Annotated in this window: 24 protein-coding genes and 1 other annotated feature (1 of these 25 cut by a window edge); of the genes, 10 read left to right on the forward strand and 14 right to left on the reverse strand. The window is 42.1% G+C overall.

Features of this window, described 5'->3' with window-relative positions:
- Window position 1 precedes the first annotated feature (1 nt).
- The 8 genes from DW015_RS07665 (at window position 2) to DW015_RS07700 (ending at window position 8,089) form a co-directional block, all read left to right on the forward strand.
- The gene (locus DW015_RS07665; RefSeq protein WP_117905217.1) at window positions 2-1,006 is read left to right on the forward strand and encodes a hypothetical protein; all 1,005 of its coding nucleotides are present in this window, start codon (window positions 2-4) and stop codon (window positions 1,004-1,006) included.
- 20 nt (window positions 1,007-1,026) lie between these two features.
- Entirely contained in the window at window positions 1,027-1,422 is a 396-nt protein-coding gene (gene ytfJ, locus DW015_RS07670) for a GerW family sporulation protein (RefSeq protein WP_022288406.1), read from the forward strand.
- A gap of 24 nt (window positions 1,423-1,446) precedes the next feature.
- On the forward strand, window positions 1,447-2,631 hold the full coding sequence (locus DW015_RS07675) for a D-alanyl-D-alanine carboxypeptidase family protein (RefSeq protein WP_242993242.1): 1,185 nt from the start codon (window positions 1,447-1,449) through the stop codon (window positions 2,629-2,631).
- 37 nt (window positions 2,632-2,668) lie between these two features.
- Entirely contained in the window at window positions 2,669-3,400 is a 732-nt protein-coding gene (locus tag DW015_RS07680) for a pseudouridine synthase (RefSeq protein WP_117897423.1), read from the forward strand.
- A 233-nt stretch (window positions 3,401-3,633) separates the two neighbouring features.
- Window positions 3,634-5,016 carry a carboxyl transferase domain-containing protein gene (locus tag DW015_RS07685; RefSeq protein ID WP_117905218.1) on the forward strand — a complete coding sequence of 461 codons (1,383 nt, stop codon included), beginning with the start codon at window positions 3,634-3,636 and terminating at the stop codon, window positions 5,014-5,016.
- A gap of 39 nt (window positions 5,017-5,055) precedes the next feature.
- Window positions 5,056-5,418, forward strand: coding sequence for a biotin/lipoyl-containing protein (locus tag DW015_RS07690; RefSeq protein ID WP_117905219.1), 363 nt, complete (start codon window positions 5,056-5,058; stop codon window positions 5,416-5,418).
- A 37-nt stretch (window positions 5,419-5,455) separates the two neighbouring features.
- Complete coding sequence (locus DW015_RS07695; RefSeq protein WP_022288411.1) at window positions 5,456-6,853, forward strand: oxaloacetate decarboxylase subunit alpha; 1,398 nt, start codon at window positions 5,456-5,458, stop codon at window positions 6,851-6,853.
- Between the two features lie 108 nt (window positions 6,854-6,961).
- Window positions 6,962-8,089 carry a DUF4317 domain-containing protein gene (locus DW015_RS07700; protein ID WP_117905220.1) on the forward strand — a complete coding sequence of 376 codons (1,128 nt, stop codon included), beginning with the start codon at window positions 6,962-6,964 and terminating at the stop codon, window positions 8,087-8,089.
- Window positions 8,090-8,122: 33 nt separating this feature from the next.
- Here DW015_RS07700 and yfcE read toward each other — a convergent pair whose 3' ends face one another.
- Genes yfcE through DW015_RS07715 form a run of 3 tightly spaced genes read right to left on the reverse strand, consistent with a single transcriptional unit; the run spans window position 8,123 to window position 10,847 of the window.
- The gene (yfcE, locus tag DW015_RS07705; RefSeq protein ID WP_117905221.1) at window positions 8,123-8,638 is read right to left on the reverse strand and encodes a phosphodiesterase; all 516 of its coding nucleotides are present in this window, start codon (window positions 8,636-8,638) and stop codon (window positions 8,123-8,125) included.
- 13 nt (window positions 8,639-8,651) lie between these two features.
- A complete protein-coding gene (locus DW015_RS07710) occupies window positions 8,652-9,839 on the reverse strand; it encodes a PIN domain-containing protein (protein ID WP_117905222.1) in 1,188 nt (395 codons plus the stop codon).
- Window positions 9,840-9,845: 6 nt separating this feature from the next.
- Window positions 9,846-10,847: an SGNH/GDSL hydrolase family protein gene (locus DW015_RS07715; protein ID WP_117905223.1), complete on the reverse strand. Its 1,002-nt coding sequence runs from the start codon at window positions 10,845-10,847 to the stop codon at window positions 9,846-9,848.
- A gap of 133 nt (window positions 10,848-10,980) precedes the next feature.
- Between DW015_RS07715 and DW015_RS07720 the strand changes: the two genes are divergently transcribed.
- Entirely contained in the window at window positions 10,981-11,841 is an 861-nt protein-coding gene (locus DW015_RS07720) for an AraC family ligand binding domain-containing protein (protein WP_242993243.1), read from the forward strand.
- Between the two features lie 38 nt (window positions 11,842-11,879).
- On the opposite strand, the gene mnmA is transcribed toward DW015_RS07720, so the two are convergent.
- The 4 genes from mnmA to rnhA form a co-directional block, all read right to left on the reverse strand.
- Window positions 11,880-12,950 carry a tRNA 2-thiouridine(34) synthase MnmA gene (mnmA, locus tag DW015_RS07725; RefSeq protein WP_117905225.1) on the reverse strand — a complete coding sequence of 357 codons (1,071 nt, stop codon included), beginning with the start codon at window positions 12,948-12,950 and terminating at the stop codon, window positions 11,880-11,882.
- Window positions 12,943-13,374 carry a Fe-S cluster assembly scaffold protein NifU gene (gene nifU, locus DW015_RS07730; RefSeq protein WP_117876098.1) on the reverse strand — a complete coding sequence of 144 codons (432 nt, stop codon included), beginning with the start codon at window positions 13,372-13,374 and terminating at the stop codon, window positions 12,943-12,945. The genes mnmA and nifU overlap by 8 nt, the downstream gene beginning before the upstream one ends.
- A gap of 12 nt (window positions 13,375-13,386) precedes the next feature.
- On the reverse strand, window positions 13,387-14,592 hold the full coding sequence (gene nifS / locus DW015_RS07735) for a cysteine desulfurase NifS (protein WP_117905226.1): 1,206 nt from the start codon (window positions 14,590-14,592) through the stop codon (window positions 13,387-13,389).
- Between the two features lie 106 nt (window positions 14,593-14,698).
- Window positions 14,699-15,136: a ribonuclease HI gene (gene rnhA / locus DW015_RS07740; RefSeq protein ID WP_022288420.1), complete on the reverse strand. Its 438-nt coding sequence runs from the start codon at window positions 15,134-15,136 to the stop codon at window positions 14,699-14,701.
- A 249-nt stretch (window positions 15,137-15,385) separates the two neighbouring features.
- Between rnhA and DW015_RS07745 the strand changes: the two genes are divergently transcribed.
- Window positions 15,386-16,801: an extracellular solute-binding protein gene (locus DW015_RS07745; protein ID WP_117905227.1), complete on the forward strand. Its 1,416-nt coding sequence runs from the start codon at window positions 15,386-15,388 to the stop codon at window positions 16,799-16,801.
- Window positions 16,802-16,895: 94 nt separating this feature from the next.
- Here the strand turns inward: DW015_RS07745 and trpA are convergent, their stop codons facing one another.
- From trpA to trpE, 7 genes are read right to left on the reverse strand one after another with little or no spacing between them, the layout of a single operon-like run.
- Entirely contained in the window at window positions 16,896-17,687 is a 792-nt protein-coding gene (gene trpA, locus DW015_RS07750) for a tryptophan synthase subunit alpha (protein WP_117905228.1), read from the reverse strand.
- Window positions 17,677-18,867: a tryptophan synthase subunit beta gene (gene trpB, locus DW015_RS07755; protein ID WP_117898040.1), complete on the reverse strand. Its 1,191-nt coding sequence runs from the start codon at window positions 18,865-18,867 to the stop codon at window positions 17,677-17,679. Before trpB ends, trpA begins: the two co-directional genes overlap by 11 nt.
- Window positions 18,868-19,500, reverse strand: a complete 633-nt coding sequence (locus DW015_RS07760) for a phosphoribosylanthranilate isomerase (RefSeq protein ID WP_117898039.1) — start codon at window positions 19,498-19,500, stop codon at window positions 18,868-18,870.
- Window positions 19,501-20,280: an indole-3-glycerol phosphate synthase TrpC gene (gene trpC / locus DW015_RS07765; RefSeq protein WP_117905229.1), complete on the reverse strand. Its 780-nt coding sequence runs from the start codon at window positions 20,278-20,280 to the stop codon at window positions 19,501-19,503.
- A gap of 3 nt (window positions 20,281-20,283) precedes the next feature.
- On the reverse strand, window positions 20,284-21,921 hold the full coding sequence (locus tag DW015_RS07770) for a bifunctional anthranilate synthase component II/anthranilate phosphoribosyltransferase (protein WP_117905230.1): 1,638 nt from the start codon (window positions 21,919-21,921) through the stop codon (window positions 20,284-20,286).
- 12 nt (window positions 21,922-21,933) lie between these two features.
- Complete coding sequence (gene trpS / locus DW015_RS07775) at window positions 21,934-23,010, reverse strand: tryptophan--tRNA ligase (RefSeq protein ID WP_117876089.1); 1,077 nt, start codon at window positions 23,008-23,010, stop codon at window positions 21,934-21,936.
- A gap of 19 nt (window positions 23,011-23,029) precedes the next feature.
- The gene (gene trpE, locus DW015_RS07780) at window positions 23,030-24,505 is read right to left on the reverse strand and encodes an anthranilate synthase component I (RefSeq protein ID WP_117905231.1); all 1,476 of its coding nucleotides are present in this window, start codon (window positions 24,503-24,505) and stop codon (window positions 23,030-23,032) included.
- Between the two features lie 75 nt (window positions 24,506-24,580).
- Window positions 24,581-24,739, reverse strand: a binding site (T-box leader); it runs 94 nt beyond the window's last position.

Genomic DNA, 24,739 nt, shown 5'->3' on the forward strand with positions numbered 1-24,739 from the left:
GATGATAACGATAATTGTTTTATGGATACTGCTTGGTATTATAGCGGTTATTGTTATCCTGCTTCATTTTTCCATTACGGCACAGATAGATCTGAATAAAAAAGGCTTTGATCTTAAAGTACGGTATATGTTTTTTGACATTTATCCACGAAAGCCTAAGAAGAAAAAACAGAAAAGATCAAAAAAAGCTGAACTGCCTGAGGATAGTTTTGATGATTTTGAGGAGTTTGAGGACAATATTGAAGAAAGCTTACCTGTCCCACAGACTGATGATACGCCTGATAAAACAGGAGAAGTGTTCGAGCAAATTATTGAAGCTAAGCCTGAAAAAATAGAAAAGAATGAAGCAGATGAAAATGTCAGCGTGTCTGAGGTAGAGGATAAGCAGGAAGTTATCTCTGATATTGATACTGATACCAATGTTGAAGCTGGTGCAGAGGACAAACCCGAGGAAATAACTGTGAAGCAGGAGAAAAAGGGCTTTGTCGGAAAGCTTTTCCACAAAAAGGATAAGGGTGAAAAGAAGCCGGTTTCTAAGTCTAAAGGTAAGAAAAAAAGCAAGCTTGATGAGCTGAAAGCGCAGTATAAAAAGGTGAAGCCTTATATTCCAATGGGCTGGAAATATTTCAAAAAGCTTCTGAAAGCTATACGCTTTACAGACACAAGGATAGTTCTTGACGTTGGAAAAGAGGACGCTTACGAAGCGGCTATGCTATACGGCAAGGTGCAGGCAGGGCTTTTCAATACCATTGCAATACTTGCGGGTGTTTTTACAGTAAAGCTTAAAAAAGCTGATGTGAACTGCATTTTTGATGAAAAAAAGTTCGGATATGACGTTCATACATTAGTCAGGGTAAGACCAAGCACTTTGATAGCAATAGGGTTTTGCACGGGCGTTAATTTTCTTAAAATATATCTTTCAGGCAGACATAAGAAAAAGCGTGCTGCCAAGCGTCGCAGTAAAGAGCTTGCGGCTAAGAAGAATGAAGTTAAAGCAACAAATTGAAATACGAAAGGTTGAGAAAAATGAGCGAAAGTACAAAGATCGAGGGACTTGTTAAAACTGCAATGGACAAGGTTCGTGAAATGGCAGACTGCGAAACTGTTGTGGGCAAGCCTATCGTTACCGCAGATGGTACTACTATAATCCCGGTTTCAAAGATATCAGTGGGCTTTGCGTCGGGTGGCTCCGACTTGCCAACAAAAAGCACCAAGGAAACGTTCGGCGGTGGCTCAGGCGGAGGAGTAACTATCCAGCCTATCGCTTTTATCGCTGTTTACAAGGGCGAAGCAAAGCTTTTACAGCTTTCAATGAATGCGACAAAGGAAAATGCTATCATAAATATGGTACCTGAGGTAATAGATAAGATAACAGATTTTCTTGGCAAAAAGTCTGACGACGAGGACGAAGACGAGGAATAATTTTACTGAATTTTAAAAGCACAAGTGAGCAAACTAATCCTTGAAATTGATTTTAAGGGTGTGGTTTGTTTGAAATGCGTGACGGTATTTATTTGTACGGTCATGATGATGTGCTTTTGCTGTATGAATGTCAGTGCTGACGATCTCAGTGAGATATCCGCGAAGAGTGCTATAGTTATAGACGGCGAAACAGGTGATGTGCTGTTCGAGAAAAACGCCTATGAAAGGCGTCCGATGGCAAGCACTACCAAAATAATGTCTGTGCTTCTTGTGCTTGAAAGTGGTGAAGATCTTGACAAGCAGTTCGTGGTAGACAGCGAAGCAATAAAAGTCGAAGGCTCGTCCATGGGTCTTCAAGATGGTGACAAAGTCACTCTGCGTGATCTATGTTGTGGCATGCTTCTTCCAAGCGGAAATGACGCTGCAAATGCTGCTGCGGTAAGAGTGGCAGGAAGTATCGGCAAGTTCGTTCAGCTTATGAACAAAAAGGCTGAACAATTGGGGCTTAATGATACTCATTTTGTAACGCCGTCTGGGCTTGATGATGATACAGATGAGCATTATTCCACTGCAGCGGATATGGCAAAGCTTGCGGCGGAAGTTATGAAAAATGAAGATTTCAGAGCTATATGTCGCCTTGAAAAGGTTGAGTTGTGCTATGGAAACCCACCGTATGACCGCTGGCTAATTAACTCAAACAAGCTTTTAAAAAGCTGTGAGGGTATTGTGGGCGTAAAAACGGGATTTACGGACAAGGCGAGGAGATGTCTTGTTTCAGCCTGTGACAGAAAGAACAAAGAACTTATCTGCGTTACCTTGAATGCTCCTGATGATTGGAATGATCACTCTAAGCTTTATGATCATTGTTTTGATTTTGTATCAAAACAGAAGCTTCCACTGGATAAATATAGCTTTGATGTTGCAGTTGTTGGCGGAGTGAGCGACAGCGTGAATTGTAAGGCAGTGCAGGCAAGTGCAGTGCTTTTGAATGGCAGGGCTTACAAAGTCAAGACAAAGATATATCTGCCAAGGTTTGTTTATGCACCTGTGAAAAGTGGGGATAAAATAGGGCAAGCGGTGTTTTATTACAATGATGTGGAGATAGCCCGAACGGATATCACGGCGGTGGAAGATGCGATGCTTGCAGAGCCTGAAAAGCCAGATATATTCCACTATTATCTAGATAAGCTGAAAAAATTGTTTGCATAACGGCTCGGTGTGAGCCGTACATAAATAAGGAGAAAATATGGAAAAGATTCGTATACAGAAAATAATGTCTGACAGTGGTGTTTGTTCAAGAAGAAAGGCGGAGGAGTATATCTCAGAGGGAAGAGTAAAGGTCAATGGCAGACCTTGCAAGCTTGGCGACAAGGCTTTGGCAGGCAAGGATATAATCACCCTTGATGGGGAAAAAATATATGTTGCCAAGAAAAGACAGCTTTATTATATCATGCTCCACAAGCCAAGAGGATATGTTACCACAATGAGCGATGAGCTTGATAGAAAGTGCGTAACTGAGCTTCTGACAAAAGTGCCTGAAAGAGTTTATCCTATCGGCAGACTTGACAAGAACTCAGAGGGACTGTTACTTTTCACAAATGACGGAAATTTTGCCAATGATATCATGCACCCTTCGAGGCATGTCGCTAAGACTTATCGTGTTACAGTAAGACCTGACATAAACGATGAGCAGCTCATAAAGCTTGCTTCAGGAGTTGAAATAGACGGCAAAATGACGCAGGAGTGTTCAGTTGTCGTGCTCGACAAACAGCCTGGCAGGGTTGTGCTTCAAATGACTATCCATGAGGGCAGGAACCGTCAGATAAGAAAAATGTGCGAAGCTGTGGGACTTGAAGTCGCAAGACTAAAGCGCACTGCCATCGGTCCGATTAAACTTGGTATGCTAAAACCAGGTGAGTATAGAGAGCTTAAACCTGACGAGCTAAGGGCTTTAAGAAATGCTATCACCAAAAAATAACGCTTATCGAGGGTCTCTTTTTGTCAGGAGGCCCTTTGCTATTGTGCAAAATGCTTAATAATATGCGTGTATCGATATTGATTATGCTACTAAACGTAAAATATGCGGAAATAGGTCAATTTACTCTTGTAAATTTGGCGGAAAAATAGTATAATATTAAGTGTATAAATATGATAAAATCCAGTAGTTTTGCGTTATTTTATCACAAAAATTATTTGAATGGAGGAAACTGTATGTCTGATTCAATTTCTACTCTTGCTGAGCTTAAAGCTGCGTCACAGACCCCTACTGCTGCAAGAAACAGGCTGACATATTTGTTTGACGAAGGAAAATTTACAGAGCTTGACGCTTATGCTGCTGCGGGTGACTCCCTTGCTGGAGTTATTACTGCTTTTGGCTATGTTGAGGGTAATCCTGTATATGCTTTTTCTCAGGACGTGACTGTTAAGGACGGTGCTTTGACAGAGGCACAGGCAAAGAAGATAGCAAAGGTTTATGACCTTGCTGCTAAGACAGGAGTTCCTGTTGTCGGAATATTCGATTCTTATGGTGCTGACGTAAGCGACGGTTCAAAGGCTCTCAATGCTTATGGTGAGCTGCTTATGTGGACTTCTAACCTTTCAGGTGTTGTTCCTCAGATAGCTGTTGTCGCTGGCACTTGTGCAGGCTGTGCAGCAATGCTCGCTGAGTCTGCTGACTTTACTGTTATCGCTAAGGACGCTGAGCTTTATGTTGCACCAAACGCAAACATAAAGAACTCTGCTGAAAATGCTGCTGAAAACGGCACTGCTGCTGTTGTTTGTGAGGACGATAAGTCTGCTGTTGAGGCTGCCAAAAATATACTTACAAAACTTCCACAGAACAACCTTTCACCAGTACCAATGTATGAATTTGCTGATCCAACTGAGACTGTTGGTGATGACGCTGATGGCATTGCAAAGGCTGTTTGCGATGGCGACAGTGTAACTGAGCTTAATGCTGAGTATGGCAAGGCTTCTTATACAGCACTTGCAACACTTGGCGGTGCTACAGTCGGCGTTGTTGCTACTAACAAGACAGGCGACAAGCTTACGTCTGCTGATTGCTCAAAGATCGCAAGATTTGTAAGAACTTGCGACGCTTACGCTATCCCTGTTGTAACTTTTGTTGATACTGAGGGCTTCAAAGCTGATGATGAAACTGAAGCTTACGGCGCTGTTAAGGATATGGCAAAGCTTTGCCACGCTTACGCTGAGGCTACTACTATTAAACTTGCTGTTGTTACAGGTAAGGCTTATGGTCCTGCATTTATTGCACTTGCTGGTAAGGGTTCAAATGCTGATCTGTCATTTGCTCTTGATACCGCTGTTATCTCTGCACTTGCTCCTGTTACTGCTGTTGAGTTCCTCCAGCATGATGAGCTGAAGGGTGCTTCTGATCTTACTGCTGCAAGAAACACTCTTGCTGATAAGTTCGCTAAGGAGAATGCCTCTGCTGCTGTTGCTGCAAAGAATGGCTGCGTTGACGGTATCATCGCTAAGAACGAGATCAGACAGACACTTATGGATTCTATCGAGGTAATGGCAGGAAAGAGAATTTCCAGACTGCCTAAGAAGCACAGCAATATTCAGTTGTGATAAACATATCAAATTAAAAAAAGATTGGTGGTTTTTAAGATGAAAAGATATAATATTACAGTAAATGGAAAAGCTTATGACGTTGCAGTTGAAGAAGTTGGCGGAAGCGCCGCAGCTGCTCCTGTAGCCGCTGCCTCTGTTGCAGCCGCTCCTGCTGCTCCAGCTCCTGCCACAGCACCTGTTGCAGATGGCACAAAGGTAACAGCTCCAATGCCTGGTACTATCCTTGACATCAAAGTAGCTGTAGGTGATACTGTTAAGTCTGGTCAGGCTATCTGCGTACTGGAAGCTATGAAAATGGAAAATGACGTTAACGCTCCTTGCGACGGTAAGGTACTGAGCGTTAATACAACTAAGGGCTCTGCTGTTGAGACCGGTGCAGTTCTTGCTGTTATCGGCTAATAACATTCCTGAAAAATAACGAAAGGATCGATTTAAAATGGCAAAGCTTAAAATAACTGAAACTGTCCTCCGTGACGCTCATCAGTCACTTCTCGCTACAAGGATGTCAATGGACGATATGCGTGAGATACTCCCTGAGATCGACAAGATCGGTTTTTATTCTGCTGAGTGTTGGGGCGGTGCTACATTTGACTCATGTATCAGATTCTTAAATGAAGATCCATGGGAAAGACTTCGTATACTTAGAAAAGAAATGCCTAACACAAAGCTCCAGATGCTTTTCAGAGGTCAGAATATGCTTGGCTACCGTCACTATGCTGATGACCTTGTTGAGTATTTTGTACAGAAGTCTATTGCAAATGGTATTGATATTATCAGAATTTTTGACGCACTGAACGATATCAGAAACCTTGAAACAGCTATCAAGGCTGCTAAGAAGGAAAATGGTCACGCTCAGGTTGCTATCTCGTACACACTTGGCGAGGTATTTACTCATGAGTATTACATGAACTATGCAAAGCAGATCGAGAATGCAGGTGCAGATTCTATCTGTATCAAGGATATGGCGGCTCTTCTGACTCCATATGAGGCTGAAACACTTGTTAAGGACCTCAAGTCAGCAGTTAAGATCCCGATCCAGCTGCATACTCACTACACATCAGGTCTTGCTTCCATGTGTATCCTTAAGGCTGTTGAGGCTGGCGTTGACGGCGTTGATACTGCAATGTCACCACTTGCTCTTGGTACATCTCATGCACCAACTGAGTCTATCGTTGCCACATTCAAGGGCACTGAGTATGACACAGGTCTTGACCTTGTTAAGCTCAACGTGATAAGAGATTACTTCATGAAACTCAGAAAGAAGTACATCGACAACGGTCTGCTTGACCCTTCAATGCTTGCTACAAATACAAATGCGCTTCTTTATCAGGTACCAGGCGGAATGCTTTCAAACCTTCTTTCACAGCTGAAACAGGCTGGCAAGGCAGATCAGCTTGACGACGTTCTCAAGGAAGTTCCAAAGGTTCGTAAGGACGCAGGTTACCCACCACTGGTTACACCTACATCACAGATCGTTGGTACACAGGCTGTGTTCAACGTAATCATGGGCGAGAGATACAAGACAGTTACTAAGGAGTTCAAGGGACTTGTTAAGGGCGAGTACGGTAAGACACCAGTTGCTATCGACCCTGAGTTCCAGAAGAAGATTCTTGGCGACGAAGAGCCTATCACTTGCCGTCCTGCTGACCTTCTCCAGCCAGAGTTTGAAACAATGAAGAAAGAGGCTGCTGAGTGGACAGAGCAGGAGGAAGATATCCTCACATATGCAATGTTCCCTAAGGTTGCACCTAAGTTCTTCAAGGACAGACGTGATAGAAAGTACGGCGTTGACGGTAAGCACTCAGACGCTGAAAATAAGGTTCACCCAGTTTAATAACAATTATCCCACAGTTTCGGCTGTGGGATTTTTTTGTCTGTGGCTCTTGAAAAATCTGTACATTTGTGCTATAATTAATATACATTTTTTCGGGAGGACGCCAAGATGAACAAAAAGGAAATAAATGAAATTAAGAAGAATTTCAGCGATGACTGCGGCTTTTTTACCGTGAACCACGTTGTTACCGCATTTGTGGACGCTGAAAAGAACATAAAGTGCAAGACCAATCAGCTTTACAACACTATTCCGCAGGACGAGGCAGAGCTGATAATGATAAATCTGAAAAAGGTGCTCAGCGGCTCTATCGGCAAAAATCTGTTGGAATATTCGTTTCCAAAGGACGCATATCTTGAGGGTGGCGCACAGCCTTTCATGTATGAAACATTGCAAAGCAAGCTGCTTGATGAGGAAAAGGTTGATAACTTTCTGAATGCCATTGTGGAAAAGGTGGAGTATGTGTCAACATATACCATTTTCATGGCACATTGTACGTATTCTGTGCTGAAAAAGAACAAAATGGACGAGTTTGAGGACGAAGCTGACACAGATTACAATTTTATAGTGACAGCTCTTTGCCCTGTAAATCTGCGTATTGACGGGCTTGTGTATGATGAACAGGACAACTCTATCGCTAAGAAAGAGTCATGCGACAGAATTGTTGAGCTTCCAAGCGATGGCTTTTTGTTTCCTCTTTTCAATGATCGTGCGCCTGATATCAACGGCGTGCTTTACTACACGAAAAACGCCAAAAAGCCGAACACTTCCGTTGTTGAAGAGCTTCTTGGTTGCGAGTTCTCAATGACCTGTCAGAACGAAAAGGAAACTTTCAAGGATATCCTCACAAGTGTTGTGGGCGATGAACTTGACTATGATCTTATCACTACTGTGAATGACAAGATTTCCACATTTGTTGACCAAAATGCTCATGAAACTGAGATACCGACAATTGACGAACATAAACTTTCGTCCATTCTGTGGGAAGCTGGAGTTAGTCAGGATAAGCTTGATAATCTTCCTAAAGTTTTTGACGCTGCGGCTGGCGGGAAGCCACTCACAGCGGTAAACCTTGTGGAGAAAAGGACCGTAGTTTCTGCTCCAAGCATAACCGTAAATATTGGCAAGGACGCAGTTGACAAGGTAAAAACTCAGATAGTCGATGGCAGAAAATGCCTTATAATCAATCTGGATGACCCTGAGATAGAGGTCAACGGGCTTGAAACTACAATAAAATAGGCACAAAAAAGGCAGCTCAACGCTGCCTTTTCTTTATATAAGCTCGCCAAACGAGAACTTGCCGTCTTCCAGTATGAGATAGCTGTGTGCTGAATTTTCTTTCGGTATGGAAACAGAACCGGGGTTTATATAGGTGTAATCGCCACAGTCTTTAATAACCGGCACATGAGTATGACCGTGAAGAAGAATATCGCCCTTAGACAGCGGTGGCAGATTGTCGCAGTTGAATTTGTGACCATGTGTGGCGAATATCCTCAGTCCGTCACAGCATATATAAGCATATTCCGCCATAACAGGGAAGTCAAGCACCATTTGATCGACTTCTGTGTCACAATTACCACGCACGCACAGAAGCTTGTCTTTAAGCGGATTGAGCATGGCTATCACCTGCTTTGGTGCATATTCCTTTGGAAGGTCGTTTCTTGGTCCGTGATAGAGGATATCACCCAAAAGAATTAGTTTTTCCGTGCCGTTTTGCTCAAAGGCTTCAAGCATTTTTTTGCACCAGTAAGCCGAACCATGAATGTCTGACGCTATCATAAGTTTCATATTTTACACTCCTTTATTTTATGATCTCAGATGCAAGCTTGTGCAAAGACACATACTCTGGCTTTATTTTGTTATAAATATCGCAGCCTTTTTCCTTTTTGAACTCTTTTACCATTCTGATATAAAGCTGCTGTTTTGTTGTGGCGTCAATGACTGCTTCTCTTATAAGCGCAAGTTCGTCTTTGTTGCATTTGCCGTCGAGTAGCTCATCAAGTTTTACGGATAGTACATCATGGTAAACAACCTTTTCAGTTTTCTGAGCCGTCATCGTTTTATCTTCATCAGCGGTGCATGTATTTTCGGATTCCTGTAGTCCTTTAAGTCGCAGATATCTTGGCCTGAGAAGCTTGTAAAAATCTGTAGCCTGCTTTTTATATACCTTTGCAAGAGAATTGTGAAGCTCCTCTTTTGTGTTAGACTCAGCTATAAGTTTGCTGATTTCTTCTATTTGCTCTTCGCTGCAAATGTTTGCAAGTATGCTTTGGAGATCGTTGTTTTTTTGTGCGGTACACTTTTTTCTACCCTTTTTCACTTTGACGATAGTTTCAACAACAGGATCACTTTCTACTTCGACAATATCAGGTGCACAGGCTTCTGGCTCTTCTTCGACTTCTTCTGTATTACCATTCATATTTTCGTTTAGTGTAACAGAATAATCTATAGCCGAAGGCTCAGGGTTTGGCTCATCAGCTTCGTCAAGAGTTATCTCTGACTCTGTCTGAATGTCTGCTGTTTCTTGTATTTCCTCTGCCTTTTCGACTATATGTTTAGTCGATTCTTCATCTTCATTGTTTTCGGTCGGATTAATCTTATGATTAGCGAAATTAATAGCGGTTTGTATTGTCCTAGTTCTGTAGACCATAGCATTTGGGCTGTCAACATACTTACCGTGCCAGAAATCATGAAGAAAGTCAAAACCTCTGTCATTGCTGATAACAAAAATATTCGTGTAAGTATCCTTGGCTACAAGATAACCCAGAAGTGTTGAAAGCTGAAAATCCAGGGCATTTTTGCCACCAACGTTTACCTTGAAGTATTCAATATCAGCCTTTGATGTAAGAACTTTCTGGTGCATTTCAAAGTTAATGGTATCGGAATTTTCACTGTAAAAAATTATGACGGTATCAGTTTCAGTTAAATTGTCTATGCCTTGAAGTCCTTTGGATTTGACATTTTCAAAGTCTACCAAATAAATTCTCATGTTGATCTATCCTTTCTTTTTGTGTCGTATAAGAATCGTGGCTGCGATTATAACAATAAGTCCGCCTGTCGCAGTTGCTACCATAAGTATGGCATTTTTGCCCTTTTCATCGTTCTCGCTGCTGTCAGGAACGACCTCCTCATAGGTATAAGTTTTTGTCCTTAACGCCTTGTCTATACAAGAAGCAATAAGTGCGTGACCTTTTTTATTAGGGTGTATATCAAAGTCATTTATGTTGGTCAGTTCCTTTCCGTGACCGCTGAATTCACTAAAAACATCTGCCACTATGTATCTCTCATTTTCATTTTCGTCAGTGGAGTGTTCTTTGATAATGTTGTTAAGTTTTGAAATTTTATCCTTCGATATACTCTGGAAAACAGCAGCCGCAGTGAAGTTATCAAGCGGGTCATATAGTGTCTGAACGATTATTTCACCCTTACTTTTAGCTTCAACAGCGTTAATTATATCATCTAAAGTGCTCGTAAAATTTTTCAGCGCCTTATCCATATCATCAGACATATCCTTCATATCCATTGCAATGCCAATAATATCCTTGGTTTTATCCATCAAATCAGACATTGTGCTTTTAGAAGTAATGCCCAGATCGTTCATCAAAAAATCTATGAAAAGACCAAGAATGTCATTGCCACCTATGGATATAATAACAGCGTCGCTGTCTGCAAGGTCAGCGTCAAATTCGCCTGAATTAATGCGGTCAAGAAGCTGTTGTGAAGTGTCGCCCACAACAGCAGAGTTCACAAGCTTACAGCCGCCAGCGTCTTTAAGCTCAGCTTCATACTGGTCGTGAAGAAGATTTGCATAAGACGCACAAGAATATCTGTTTTCACTGTAGCCTTCCAGACCATAGCCAGCGGCGATTGAATCCCCAAGCACAAGTATATTAGGCGGAACATTTACTTCATGCTTTATAACTTCAGCGTTACAGGCAAGAGGTGTGGCACATGCCATAACGGTTGCCGTGAAAAAAGCCGTTAATCGTTTTAACATCTTATCATCTCCTATATGAGTATATTAACCTTATTATATAATATATTGTACCACATTCAGGACAATTGTACAACATATTTTTTGAAATTTCTTGACTTTTTTAGTGTGTTGTGATAATATATAATAAAAGAATATGAAATCAGTTTGGAAAGCGAGATTTATTATGACTGACTATTATTACCCTGTCCTCAGCGATGAAACGAGCCTGCCTTTGTATGTGCTTGGAATTGGTGCGAGAGATAGAGAATTTCATTTTGTAAGAGAAGATGGCTATCCTAATCATCAGATAATATACTGCACTCGTGGTCAGGGTCACGTTATATTTGATGGTCATGAGTATGATATAAAGCCGGGGGATGCCTTTTATCTGCCACCTTCGGTGCCGCATGAGTATTATCCCATTGGTGATATATGGGAAACCCACTGGATAACCTTTGAGGGCAGGGAAGCAATTGAAATTCTCAAGCATATCAAGCTTGAGAAGGCTAAAGTGTTTCACATAAATGATATCAATGCTGTTGATGCCATATTTAAGAAGATACTTTACCTTATGAAGACTAATTACTACTACTGTGGTCACCAGTGTTCGGCATATCTATATCAGTTTCTTATTGAGCTACACAGAGTCGTAAACCTACAAAATGGTAGTCAGGACGGACAAAAACTCAATCAGTTGCAGCCTGTAATTGATTATATTGATAAGAATTTCAGAAAAGAACTTACTCTTGTGGAGCTTGCTGATCTTATTGACCTTTCACCGCAGTATCTTTGCAGACTTTTCAAGGAGTGTCTTAGTCTAAGACCTTTTGAGTATCTAGCAAGAAAGCGTATACAGCAGGCAAAGCTGCTTTTATTGGAGGATAAGCTTAACATCAATGAAATCGCTGCGGAGGTAGGTTATAACGATTGCAGTTATTTTTGTGCGGTGTTCAAAAAGCATGAAATGCTTTCCCCTGCGGAGTTCCGCTCACTTCATAAAAAAGCTGGCAGCTAAAATATAAGACCCACGGGAAAAACCTGTGGGTCTGTTTTTTATAATATCGTGCCGCCGCCAATGACATATTCGCCGTTATAGAAAACCACAGCCTGTCCCTTTGAGATAGCTTTATGAGGTTCTTTAAAAGTCACGAGTACCTTGCCATCATTCATTGGTGAAACTGTACATTCAGCGTCCTTTTGATGATAACGTGTCTGAGCGGTGCAGGTTATAGGCTCTGTGAGGGTGTCAAACGGAATAAAGTTCACATCTCCTGCCACGAGGCTGTCACTGTATACTTCATCAGCCTTGCCCATAATAAGCCTGTTATGCTCCATATCTTTTGTAATAACGAAAAGCGGTTCGCTATATGAAATGCCTACGCCCTTTCGCTGTCCAATAGTATAGTGTATCAGACCTTTGTGTTTACCAAGCTTTGTGCCGTCAGAAAGAACGATATCTCCCGACTGCTGTTCACCGCAGCGTTTTGTGATAAAGCCTGCGTAATCACCGTCAGGGATAAAGCAGATGTCCTGAGAGTCAGGCTTGTTTGCATTTATAAGCTTGTTTTCTACTGCGATATCACGGATCTTGTCCTTGTGCATCTCGCCAACGGGGAAGAGAGTGTGAGCAAGCTGTTCCTGCGTCATGCTGTAAAGCACATAACTTTGATCCTTTGACCTGTCAGGTGAGCGTTTCAGAAGCCACCTGCCTGAATTTGCGTCATATTCTCTGGAAGCGTAATGCCCTGTAGCTATATGGTCAAAGTCCAGCAGTTTTGCACGCTCATAGAATTTTGCGAATTTCAGATGTTTGTTGCACTCGATACACGGATTAGGCGTGCCGCCTGCCAGATATGTATCAACAAAATTGTCGATAACATAGTGCTTAAAATCATCAGAAAAATTGAATACATGGAAATCAATGCCTAGTTTAAAAGCAACAAAACGTGCGTCCTCTACATCATTGAGAGAACAGCACGTTCTTGTTTTATCCAGACCGATGTCCTCATTGTTGTAGAGCCGCATGGTAGCCCCTGCCACGTCATAACCCTCATCAAGAAGGAGCTTGACCGAAACAGAGCTGTCAACGCCGCCGCTCATTGCCACAAGAACTCTATCAGCCATTGCAGTTCTCACAATCAGGAGCAGACTGCTTGCCTACGAACGGAGTTGGATCGATACCCTGTCTTTTATAGTAGTCAGAAACAGCGGCTTTCATTGCTTCCTCAGCAAGAACAGAGCAGTGAAGCTTTGCTGGTGGAAGACCGTCAAGAGCTTCAACAACTGCCTTGTTTGTAAGTTTCAAAGCGTCTTCAAGCTTTTTACCCTTTATCATTTCTGTAGCGATAGAAGATGTAGCAACAGCCGCACCGCAACCAAAAGTCTTGAACTTAACGTCAGTTATAATGCCGTCATTGACCTTGATGTACATTTTCATTATATCTCCGCATTTAGCGTTTCCTACCTCGCCGACACCGTCAGCATCTTCAATCTCGCCGACATTTCTCGGATGTGCGAAATGATCCATTACCTTTTCGCTGTATATCATTTTTTATTCCTCCTAATCAAGTGTATAGTCGTGAATATTCTCAGTTCTGCAAATTCTTTCCCAAAGTGGTGACATACTTCTCAGGTGCTTTACGATAGGTGGAAGAACCTCAAGAATATAATCAACATCTTCCTCTGTGTTCTCGTCATTGATAGAAAGTCTGAGCGAGCCATGTGCTACTTCGTGTGGCAGACCAAGTGAAAGCAGAACGTGTGACGGGTCAAGTGATCCGCTTGTGCAGGCTGAGCCTGATGAAGCTGCAACGCCTTGAAGATCAAGTGAAAGAAGCATGCTCTCGCCCTCTACTCCACGAACAGATATGTTTACGTTTCCTGCAAGTCTGTGTTCGATATCACCATTGAGCCTTGACTCAGGTATCTTAAGAAGCCCCTCGATAAGTCTATCTCTCATCTTTCTAACACGCTCATTCTTTGCAGGGATATCCTTAACAGCATCAGTGATAGCAACGCCGAGAGCCACGATAGAAGGTACGTTCTCGGTACCTGCACGCTTATTTCTCTCCTGTGCTCCGCCGTAGATAAGGTTAGGCAGATTGATGCCTGCCTTTACATAAAGTGCGCCAACACCCTTTGGAGCGTGGAGCTTATGTCCTGAAAGTGAGAGCATATCAATGTTCATATCTTTAACATTGATGTCAATATTTCCTACAGCCTGAACAGCGTCAGTATGGAACCATACGCCATGCTTGTGGCAAACTTCGCCAATCTCAGCGATAGGCTGTATAGTACCGATCTCGTTGTTAGCTGTCATTATTGTAACAAGGCAGGTATCATCACGGATAGCGTCCTCGACCTGTTGTGCGGTAACAAGACCCTTGTCACCTACAGGAAGATATGTTACCTCAAAGCCAAGCTTTTCGAGATACTGACAAGTGTGCAGAACTGCATGATGTTCAAAAGCAGTTGTGATGATATGCTTCTTGCCCTTTTTTTCTCCAAGCTGTGCACAGCCTCTTATAGCCCAGTTGTCAGACTCAGAGCCGCCAGCAGTGAAATAGATCTCGTTGACCTTCGCACCAAGAGCGTTTGCGACCTGTTCTCTTGCTTTAAGAACGGCTTTTGCACATTCCATTCCCAAAGAATATATACTTGACGGATTTCCGTATAGCTCAGTGAAATAAGGCAGAGCGGCGTCAAGAGCTTTCTGAGATACTCTAGTCGTAGCTGAGTTATCTGCATAGACAAATCTCTTTTCCAATTAAATCATACCTTTCATATATAGATTTCTATTTTATTATATACTAAATTACTACAAAATGCAATAGTTTTCCCTAACTTAATAAAAAATTAATATTTATTTAATTCTATTTATACTGTTTAGAGCCCATTACTGCAAGTTCGTCACAACGTTCGTTTTCCGGATGTCCTGCATGGCCTTTTACCCAGTTGAAATTTACCTTATGCACCTCCAGCAGATCAAGAAGCTTTTCCCACAGATCACTGTTTAGAGCCTTTTTCTTGTCCGATTTCACCCAGTTGTTTGCACGCCATTTTTTTGCCCAGCCTTTTGTAACAGCGTCGATTATATACTTTGAGTCGCTGTAAAGCTCTACCTCACATGGCTCTTTCAGTGCTGAAAGAGCAGTGATAACAGCGGTTAGCTCCATGCGGTTATTGGTTGTAGAGGGATCACCGCCCCAAAGTTCTTTTGAATTGCCTTTATATCTTAGTATAACACCATATCCACCCGGTCCAGGATTTCCGGAGCAAGCACCGTCAGTAAAAATTTCTATTTTCTTCATTTATTTATCTCCGTTTTTGTGATGATTATTATGCAAAACATATTATACTACATTTCTCTCTTTTTTTCAAGTACCTCTCAATGTTTAATATTTTAATATTTATTACTTTTGAAATGTTCAAATTATACAAATGACTTGAATGTCTTTGTATAATTTGAGAATTGACTTAAAGGACATTAAGCTTTATAATTGTAGTGTAACATTGGTTGTTAAGACAGAAAATCATTTGATTTGGAGGTCAATTATTTTATGAAGATCAAGAAGATTCTTGCATTGGCAGTAGCGCTTACATCTGTTTTTGCAGTTGCAGGTTGCGGCTCCACAGGCGACAGCAGTTCAAAGGTATCAACCGTAAAGAAAGTTAAGGTCGAGGATACACAGGAGATAGAGGCTATCCCTGACGACGCTCAGAAAACTATCCGTTGGATGGGTACATATGACCTTAATCCTAACGAGAAAAAGGGCGAGGATAAGTCCGTTGAGATGACCCTTTTCAACAACAAGGGTGGTAAAGTAGAGTACACAAGAGTAACTGACAGCGAAAAATTTGACCAGCTTGCCAGTGCTATCATGGCTCAGCAGAATGTGCCTGATATCTTCAAGTATGAGTGGATGGCTTTTCCTGCACAGGTGCTTAAGGATATGTATCAGCCTGTTGACGATATTGTGAACTTTGACGATCCGCTGTGGGCTGATGTTAAAACAACGGCTGACAAGTTCGTTATGGGCGGCAAGCATTATGTTGCTCCTATAAGCTTCACAGTCGGCACACTCATGATGTATGATCAGGACGTTATTGACGCTGAGGGTCTTGATGATCCATATGAGCTTTATCAGAATGGTGAGTGGAATTGGGATAACTGGTATGACATGATGTCAGAGTTTGTTTCAAACGCTCCTGCTGATGTTGAGAGATTTGGTATCAATGGTTGGTTCCAGACACAAGTCATTCAGCAGACCGGTAAAACAATGGTAAACTATGACGGTGAGAAGTTCACAAGCAATATAAATGACCCTGATATAGAAAGAGCAGAAGATTTGCTTTATCAGGTAGGTAAGAACAACCTTGTAAACGGAAACTGGCTTGGCAATGCTAAGCAGGCGCTTAAAGACGGCAATCTGCTTTTCTACTGCATGGGTACATGGGCTATGACAGGAAATAACGGACCTTCTGACGCTGACACTTGGAGAGTAGTCCCTGTTCCGTCTGATCCTAACACTGATGAAAAGTACATGACATCTGATATGACGGCATATATGTGGGTAAGAGGCTCAACAGCTAAAGAGGCTGTAAAGTGTTGGTATGAGTGCTGCAGAATGGCTAATACAGACGAAACATATAAGGAAAACGGCAAGGAGAAATTCCTCAACGCTAACCCTAACTGGACAGAGGATATGTATCAGGTGATCGTTGACTGCTCATCTTCTGAGTACAATCAGGTGTTTGACTATGGTTACGGAATTTCTTCCACAATGTCTGACGACAACGCAAACGAAGACGGCAACTGCGTAACAAGAAAGCTTTATGAATACACAAATAAGGCTGACGAAAACGGCAAACAGTTCTCATGGACAGAGCTGAGAGAATCATACTCCGCAACTGTTGACACTGAGCTTAAGACTATCAATGATGCTGTTGTTGCATTCAATAAGAAAAATTCATAAGAATATTTTGCAAGACCTCGATAAAATCGGGGTCTTGTTTTTTTGCATAAAAATAAGGCTCTGAGTTTTTGCTCAGAGCCTTGCTTTGTTATATTTAGCTGTCCATGCCCTCACGAACGGATTTGATAAACTTGCCAATATATTCAGGAGCGTCTTTGCCGTGTTCCTCAACAATTTTAACAACAGCACTTCCCATGATAACGCCGTCAGCGTACTGGGACATTTTCTTTGCCTGCTCAGGATTTGAAATTCCGAAACCAATACAGCAAGGGCAGTGATCGTTGTTTCGGATAGGCGCAAGAAGCTCGTTAAAGTCTGTTGTTATCTCAGAACGCATACCAGTAACTCCCAGTGAAGATACAACATACAAAAAGCCTTTTGACTTTTCTGCTATCATTTTTACACGCTCGTGTGAAGTCGGTGCAACGAGGAAGATAGTGTAGATACCATTTTTCTCAGCTTCGCCCTGAAGCTCTTCGCGTTCTTCAAAAGGCATATCTGGAACGATAACGCCGTCTATCTGTACCTCTTTGCAAAGCTCAAAGAATTTCGCTGTTCCGTACTTGAAGATAGTGTTTATATACATCATCAGAAGCATAGGCTTGTCAGTCTGTGTGCGGAGCTTTCTCACAAGGTCAAATATCTTGTCAAGATTTGTTCCGCCACTGAGTGAACGCAGAGAAGCTTTCTGAATAGTCGCACCCTCTGCGATAGGGTCAGAGAACGGCACTCCGATCTCGATAATGTCAGAACCATTCTTATACATTTCAAGAATGCACTTTTCTGTTGTAACCATATCAGGGTCGCCTGCGGTGATAAAGGTAACAAGTGCCTTTTTGTTTTCTGCTTTGAGCTTTTCAAAGCAAGCGTCTATCCTATTCTTCATTAAGGTCTACCTCCCTGTATCTTGCTATTGAGTAAACGTCCTTGTCGCCTCTGCCTGAAAGGTTGATGACAAGTATTGAGTCCTTATCCATTGTAGGAGCGATCTTAAGCGCAGCGGCAACTGCGTGTGATGACTCGATAGCAGGGATTATACCCTCTGTTCTTGAAAGGTACTCAAAAGCACAAACTGCTTCTTCATCGGTTATGTCAACATACTGTGCTCTGCCTATAGAGTTAAGATATGCGTGCTCAGGTCCGATACCTGGGTAGTCAAGACCTGCTGAGATAGAATAAACAGGGTCGATCTGACCATATTCGTTCTGCAAGAAAAGCGATTTCATGCCGTGAAATATACCAAGTGAGCCTTTTGCAACTGTAGCCGCATGGTCAGGTGTGTCAATGCCTCTGCCTGCTGCCTCTGCACCAACAAGCTTGACTGACTTGTCTTCGATAAAGTTGTAGAATGCACCCATAGCGTTTGAGCCGCCGCCTACGCAGGCAACAACACAGTCAGGCAGTCTGCCTTCCTTTTCCATAAGCTGTGCCTTTATTTCGGCACTGATGACTTTCTGGAAATCTCTTACCATTGTAGGATAAGGGTGAGGTCCCATTACAGAGCCTATGCAGTAGAAAGTAGTGTCGATATTTGATACCCAATCTCTGAAAGCTTCATTGATAGCGTCTTTCAGCGTAGCAGTACCGCTTGCAACGCCTGTTACCTTTGCGCCAAGAAGATTCATTCTGTAAACGTTGAGAGACTGCCTTTTCATATCGGTCTCACCCATGTAGACCTCACATTCAAGACCCATAAGAGCGCAAACTGTAGCGGTAGCAACACCGTGCTGACCTGCACCGGTCTCAGCGATTATGCGCTTCTTGCCCATTTTCTTTGCCAGAAGTATCTGACCCAAAACGTTGTTTATCTTGTGTGAGCCTGTGTGGTTAAGATCCTCACGCTTGATGTATATTTTAGCTCCGCCAAGATCTTTGGTCATCTTTTCTGCATAATAAAGCATTGACGGTCTGCCTGCATAATTGTGGTAAAGCTCCTGAAGCTCTTTGTTGAACTCAGGATCGTCCTTGTATTTATCGTAAGCTTTTTCAAGCTCGTGAACAGCAGTCATGACAGTTTCAGGGATATACTGTCCGCCAAATTCACCGAATCGTCCAATTTTACTCATTTATATCCTTCTTTCGGTATTATTTCTGATAGTTTCAACTATCCTTTTTATCTTGTTTTCGTCCTTGAAGCCATCGGTTTCCACTGAACTTGAAAAGTCAACGCCATAAGGTTGTACCTTTTCCATAGCAGAGCAGATGTTATCCTCGTTCAGTCCGCCTGCAAGTAAGAAAGGTTTTGAAATACTCACATTTGAGAACACATCAAGGTCAACACGCTTGCCTGTTCCGCCGTAGCTGCCTGCTGAAAAGCTATCTATAAGCAGTTTATGGACGGGAAGTGCATCTGCTTTTGCAATATCATCAGCACATTTCACACGAACGGCTTTCCATATCTCACAGTCGCAGTTTTCACGGAGTTTGCTGATATACTCTGCGTTTTCCTCACCGTGAAGCTGGATAACATCAAGCTTCTGTGCAAAGCTTTTCAGAATATTCTCTATAGGCTCATTTACAAAAACGCCCACTCGTTTGATCTCCTTATTAAGAAGAAGTTCAAGATCGTAGAATGTGTCAATGTCTACCGTGCGTGTAAAGCCCTCCGACAGTATAAAGCCTGCATAATCAGGGTGGTATGTGTTCACATAAAGAATATCGTCCACACGGCGCATACCACATATCTTGATTTTTGTCATTTATACGCCCTCTCTCAGTTCATGGAGAGTTGTACCGATATTGCCGCTTCTCATAAGCGTTTCACCTATAAGCACAGCGTCTGCACCAAGGCTGCGTACCTTTTTCATATCGGCATTTGTTTTTATACCGCTTTCTGACACAAGCACTGCATGGTCGCCTACTATATTGCTGAGCCTGCCCGTGGTTTCAAGGTCAACGTCAAAAGTGTAAAGATTTCTGTTGTTTATGCCAAGCATATCAGGCTTAAAACCAAGCGTCTTTTTATACTCTTCCTCGTTGTGTACCTCTACAAGACATTCAAGTCCAAGCTCGTGTGCAATGTCAGAATATTCTTTCATTTGACCCTCGCTGAGTATTGCCGAGATAAGCAGCACTGCGTCAGCACCTATGGTTCTTGCCTCGTAAAGCTGATATTCATCGATAACGAAATCCTTGCGTAGTATCGGCAGCTTTACAGCCGCTCTTATAGCTTTGAGATATTCCCCAGAGCCTTGAAAATAATGCTCTTCCGTCAGGCAGGAGATAGCATTCGCACCACTTTTCTCATATTCGCAGGCGGTTTTCACAGGGTCAAAGTCAGGGCAGATAAGTCCCTTTGACGGCGAAGCTTTCTTGACCTCGCTTATGACTGAAAGGGTGTCACGCTTGATAGATTTTGAAAAGGAAACTGTCTGATACTCTTTTTCGGCTGCCATGTATTTGATATCTTGTCTTGAAATTATTGATATATCTCTTTCAAGCTGTTCTCTTCTTTTGTCGCAGATATTGTCAAGTATCATTTTTTATCCTCTGTTAGTAAGTTCAACAAGTTCTTCAAGCTTTTTAAGAGCCTTGCCGCTGTCTATCATTTCAGCTGCAGTCTTTACGCCCTCTTCGATGCTGTCGCATTTGCCGCAGATATAGAGCGCACAACCTGAGTTGAGAAGAACGATATCTCTCTTTGCACCCTTGATAGTGCCCTCAAGTATACCTCTTGTGACAGCTGCATTGCCATTTGCGTCCTCGCCAACGATGTCAGCAAGCTTTCCTCTTTTAAGACCAAAGTCTTCAGGCTTTATCTCATACTTGATAAGCTTTCCGCCATTTATCTCGCAGATAGTTGTAGGAGCTGAGATAGACACTTCGTCAAGTCTGTCGTTGCCGTAAACGAGCATTGCTCTCTTTATACCTAGGTTCATAAGAACCTTAGCCATAGGTTCAAGCAGATCGGGGTCATATGTTCCAAGTATCATGAAGTCAGCCTTTGCAGGATTTGCGAGAGGTCCGAGAATGTTGAAAACAGTTCTTACGCCTATCTGCGCTCTTGTTGGTCCTACAAATCTCATTGCTGAGTGATATGACTGTGCAAACAGGAATGAAAGACCTATCTCATCAAGTGATTTTTCAGCCTGTTCATGTGTTGACTGAATTTTAACACCAAGAGCCTCGAAAACATCAGCTGCACCGCTTTTTGAAGAAACGCTTCTGTTGCCGTGTTTTGCGACTTTCTGTCCTGCTGCCGCAATTACAAATGAAGAGGTTGTGGAAATGTTGAAGCTGTTTGAAAGATCTCCACCTGTGCCAACTATATCAAGAGTACCCTTGACATTGACCTTTGACATTTTTTCTCTCATTACCTTTGCAAAGCCTGTTATCTCGTCGATAGTTTCGCCCTTCATTCTCAGAGCTGTGAGCAGGCAGGCGATCTGAGCATTAGAAGCTCTGTCGCTCATGATGATATCCATTGCTTTATAAGCTTCGTCCTCAGTTAGTGACTTTCCATCACATACTATTTTGAGATACTTTTTAAGCTCAACTCTTTCGCTGTCAGGAAGAGCTGCAGACTTTGTTTTTGTGGTCTTTATGCCAGCGATATCGTTCAGGAAGTTTTCGATTATCATGTTTCCAACTTCGCCAGTGAGAACTGACTCAGGGTGGAACTGAACGCCGTAGGTCGGGTGTTCTCTGTGTCTTATTGCCATTATCTGAGCTTTATCGTCAGTTGCAATAACAGACAGGCAGGTAGGAAGTGAAATGCTGTCAACAACAAGTGAGTGATATCTTGCGGCTTTTATTGTGCTTTTCAGACCGCTGAAAAGTGGGTTTGCAGTGTTAAGATTGATATCTGTCTGCTTGCCGTGAAGCTGCTGCTTTGCGTGAACTATCTTTCCACCGAATGCTTCGGCTATCGCCTGGTGTCCTAGACAAACGCCAAGTATAGGGATCCTGCCACTGAATGTCTTTATGACCTCTTCGGAAATTCCTGCGTCTTTTGGATAACCAGGACCAGGGGAGATGATGATAGCCGCAGGTGACATTTTTTCGATCTCTTCTATGGTTATCTCATCATTTCTTGCTACTGTAATGTCTTTTGTGAGTACACCTACAGCCTGATAAAGATTGTAGGTAAAGCTGTCATAGTTGTCAATAAGTAAAATCATAGTAATCTTCCTTTACAGTACAAACTTATCAATGAAAGTTTTGTCGTTGAAGTAGTTTATGCCGATAGCATTCCTTATCTCTGATACAGTTTCATTTGAAACCTCTATTGCACGTTGTGTGCCTTTTTTAAGTATCTCTATGAGCTGCTCTTTGTCTTTCTCATATTCCTCACGTCTTGCTCTGATAGGTGCGAGAAATTCCTGCATAACGTTGTTAAGGAACTTCTTACATTTCATATCGCCAAGACCGCCACGCTCATAATGTTCTTTCATCTCTGCGAGGTTCTTATAGTCAGGGAAGTATTTAGCAAAATCTTCGTCCTTGCTGAATGCGTCAAGATAGATAAATACCGGATTGCCCTCTGTGTGACCTGGGTCGCTTACATTGATGTGTGTAGGGTCAGTGTACATTGACATTATCTTGTTTTTCAGCGTTTTTTCATCGTCTTTAAGGTAAATGCAATTGCCAAGAGATTTGCTCATCTTTGTGTTGCCGTCTGTTCCCACAAGTCTGTTGCAGCTTGCATTGTCAGGAAGAACAGCCTCAGGCTCAACAAGTATATCGCACTTATAAATTCTGTTGAAGCTGTTTACTATCTCTCTTGCCTGTTCAAGCATTGGAAGCTGATCTTCTCCAACAGGAACATACTTAGCTTTGAATGCTGTGATGTCTGCTGCCTGGCTGATAGGATATGTCATAAAGCCAACAGGAAGGTTCCTTTCAAAGTTTCTCATTTTTATCTCAGACTTGATAGTAGGGTTTCTTTCAAGTCTTGACATTGTAACGAGGTTTGAATAGTACATTGGAAGCTCATAAAGTGCTGGGATATGTGACTGAACGAAGAATGTTGTTTTGTCAGGTTCAAGTCCTACAGCAAGATAGTCAAGCATTACCTCAAGAATGTTTTGTCTTATCTTCTCAGGATTGTCAGCGTTATCTGTAAGTGCCTGAAGATCGGCTATCATAACGAATTGATCAAATTTTCCTGTGTTTTGAAGTTCAACTCTTTTTCTGAGAGAACCTACATAATGACCAAGATGAAGTGATCCGGTTGGTCTATCGCCTGTAAGAATAATATTGTTGTTCATGTTATTAACTCCTTTTATATTATAATTTGCTTGCTTCTTTTATTGCATTTATAACAGCCATTGCCTTGTTGCATGACTCCTGATATTCATTCTCGGGAACAGAGTCTGCGACAACTCCGCCTCCTGCTTGAATGTAAGCCTTGTTATTTTTGAAAAGCACTGTTCTTATAGCGATACAAGTATCCAGCGAACCGTCAAATGCAAGATAACCGACTGTTCCGCCATAAAGACCTCTTTTTGTTGTTTCAAGCTCGTCGATTATCTCCATTGCTCTTACCTTCGGTGCGCCTGAAAGAGTGCCGGCAGGAAGAACTGCCATAAGTGCGTCAAGAGGTTTCTTATCTTCTTTCAGTGTACCCTTTACATTCGATACAAGGTGCATCACCTTTGAATATCTTTCAACTATCATCATGTCTGTAACAGTTACGGAGCCGAACTCAGAAACCTTTCCTATGTCATTCCTTCCAAGGTCAACGAGCATTGTGTGTTCAGCTCTTTCCTTTGGATCGTTTAGAAGCTGTTGTTCATTACGGATATCTTCGTCGTAGGTCGCTCCACGCTTGATAGTGCCTGCAATTGGTCTTGTTACTACTGTTCTGTTTTCTACTGATACAAGCATTTCAGGTGAAGCGCCTGCAACAGCATAATCATTGTGCTTAAAGTAATAAAGGTAAGGTGACGGATTAGTGGAGCGGAGCATTCTGTAAACGTCAAAGCTGTCTGGCGGATTGTCTATCTCAAATCTCTGTGACGGAACTATCTGGAAGATGTCGCCCTCTTTGATGTATTCCTTAGCCTTTTCAACATTTGCGAGATAATGTTCCTTTGTGATGTTGGATTTTACTGTGATGTTGTCATCCATTGTCTTTGGAGTTTTCATAACAGGCTTGTAATTTCTAAGAGTTTCAACTACTTCGTTGCATATCTTTTCACATTCTTTGTATTTAGTTTCAAGATCATCGCTCTTATTGATGTTGAGGATTATTACAGCCTTGTTTGAAAGATGATCGTAAGCAACGATCTTTTCAAAAAGGTGCAGGTCAGCGTCAGGAAGCTTAAGATCGTCCTCAGGTGGGTTGCACAGTGTTTTCTCAAAGTATCTTATCATATCATAAGCGAAAAATCCTATTAGACCACCTGTGAGCTTTGGATAATTATTAAATCTCGGTGACTTGTGGCCTTCGATTATCTCAGAAAAGAAAGCGATAGGATCATCGACTTTTACGCTTTCATCAGCCTTGCCTTTCTCCTTGACAGTAACAACGTGCTTGTCAAGAATATACTCACATTTAGGATCAATGCCCACATATGAATATCTGCCCCACTGGTCTTTATTATCTACAGATTCAAGAATGAAACAATCATCATACGCCTCGTGCAGACAGTTAAAAAGTTGTATTGGCGTACATGAATCCATGAGAAGCTCATAGAATACAGGCACAGTCTTGTAGTTTTCAAAAAGTTCCTTTACTTGTTCAATAGCAGGGTACAGCATAAATATTCCTCCTAAATGCTTTTTTGTCGTAAAATTGACAATAAAAAAAGTCCTGTCATCACACATAACATCTAGTTATGGGACGATAGAACCGTGGTGCCACCCAATTTTCCGATAATAAATTATCGGCTCACAGATACGCATTCTGACTGGCAGAAATCAATATCCTGTCCTTTAACGCAGGAATCACGGCGAGTGATACTCGTAAAAACTTTCACACCGCTCCTCACAAAT

The organism is Ruminococcus sp. AF37-20 (assembly GCF_003460465.1).
GTDB lineage: Bacteria > Bacillota > Clostridia > Oscillospirales > Ruminococcaceae > Hominimerdicola > Hominimerdicola aceti.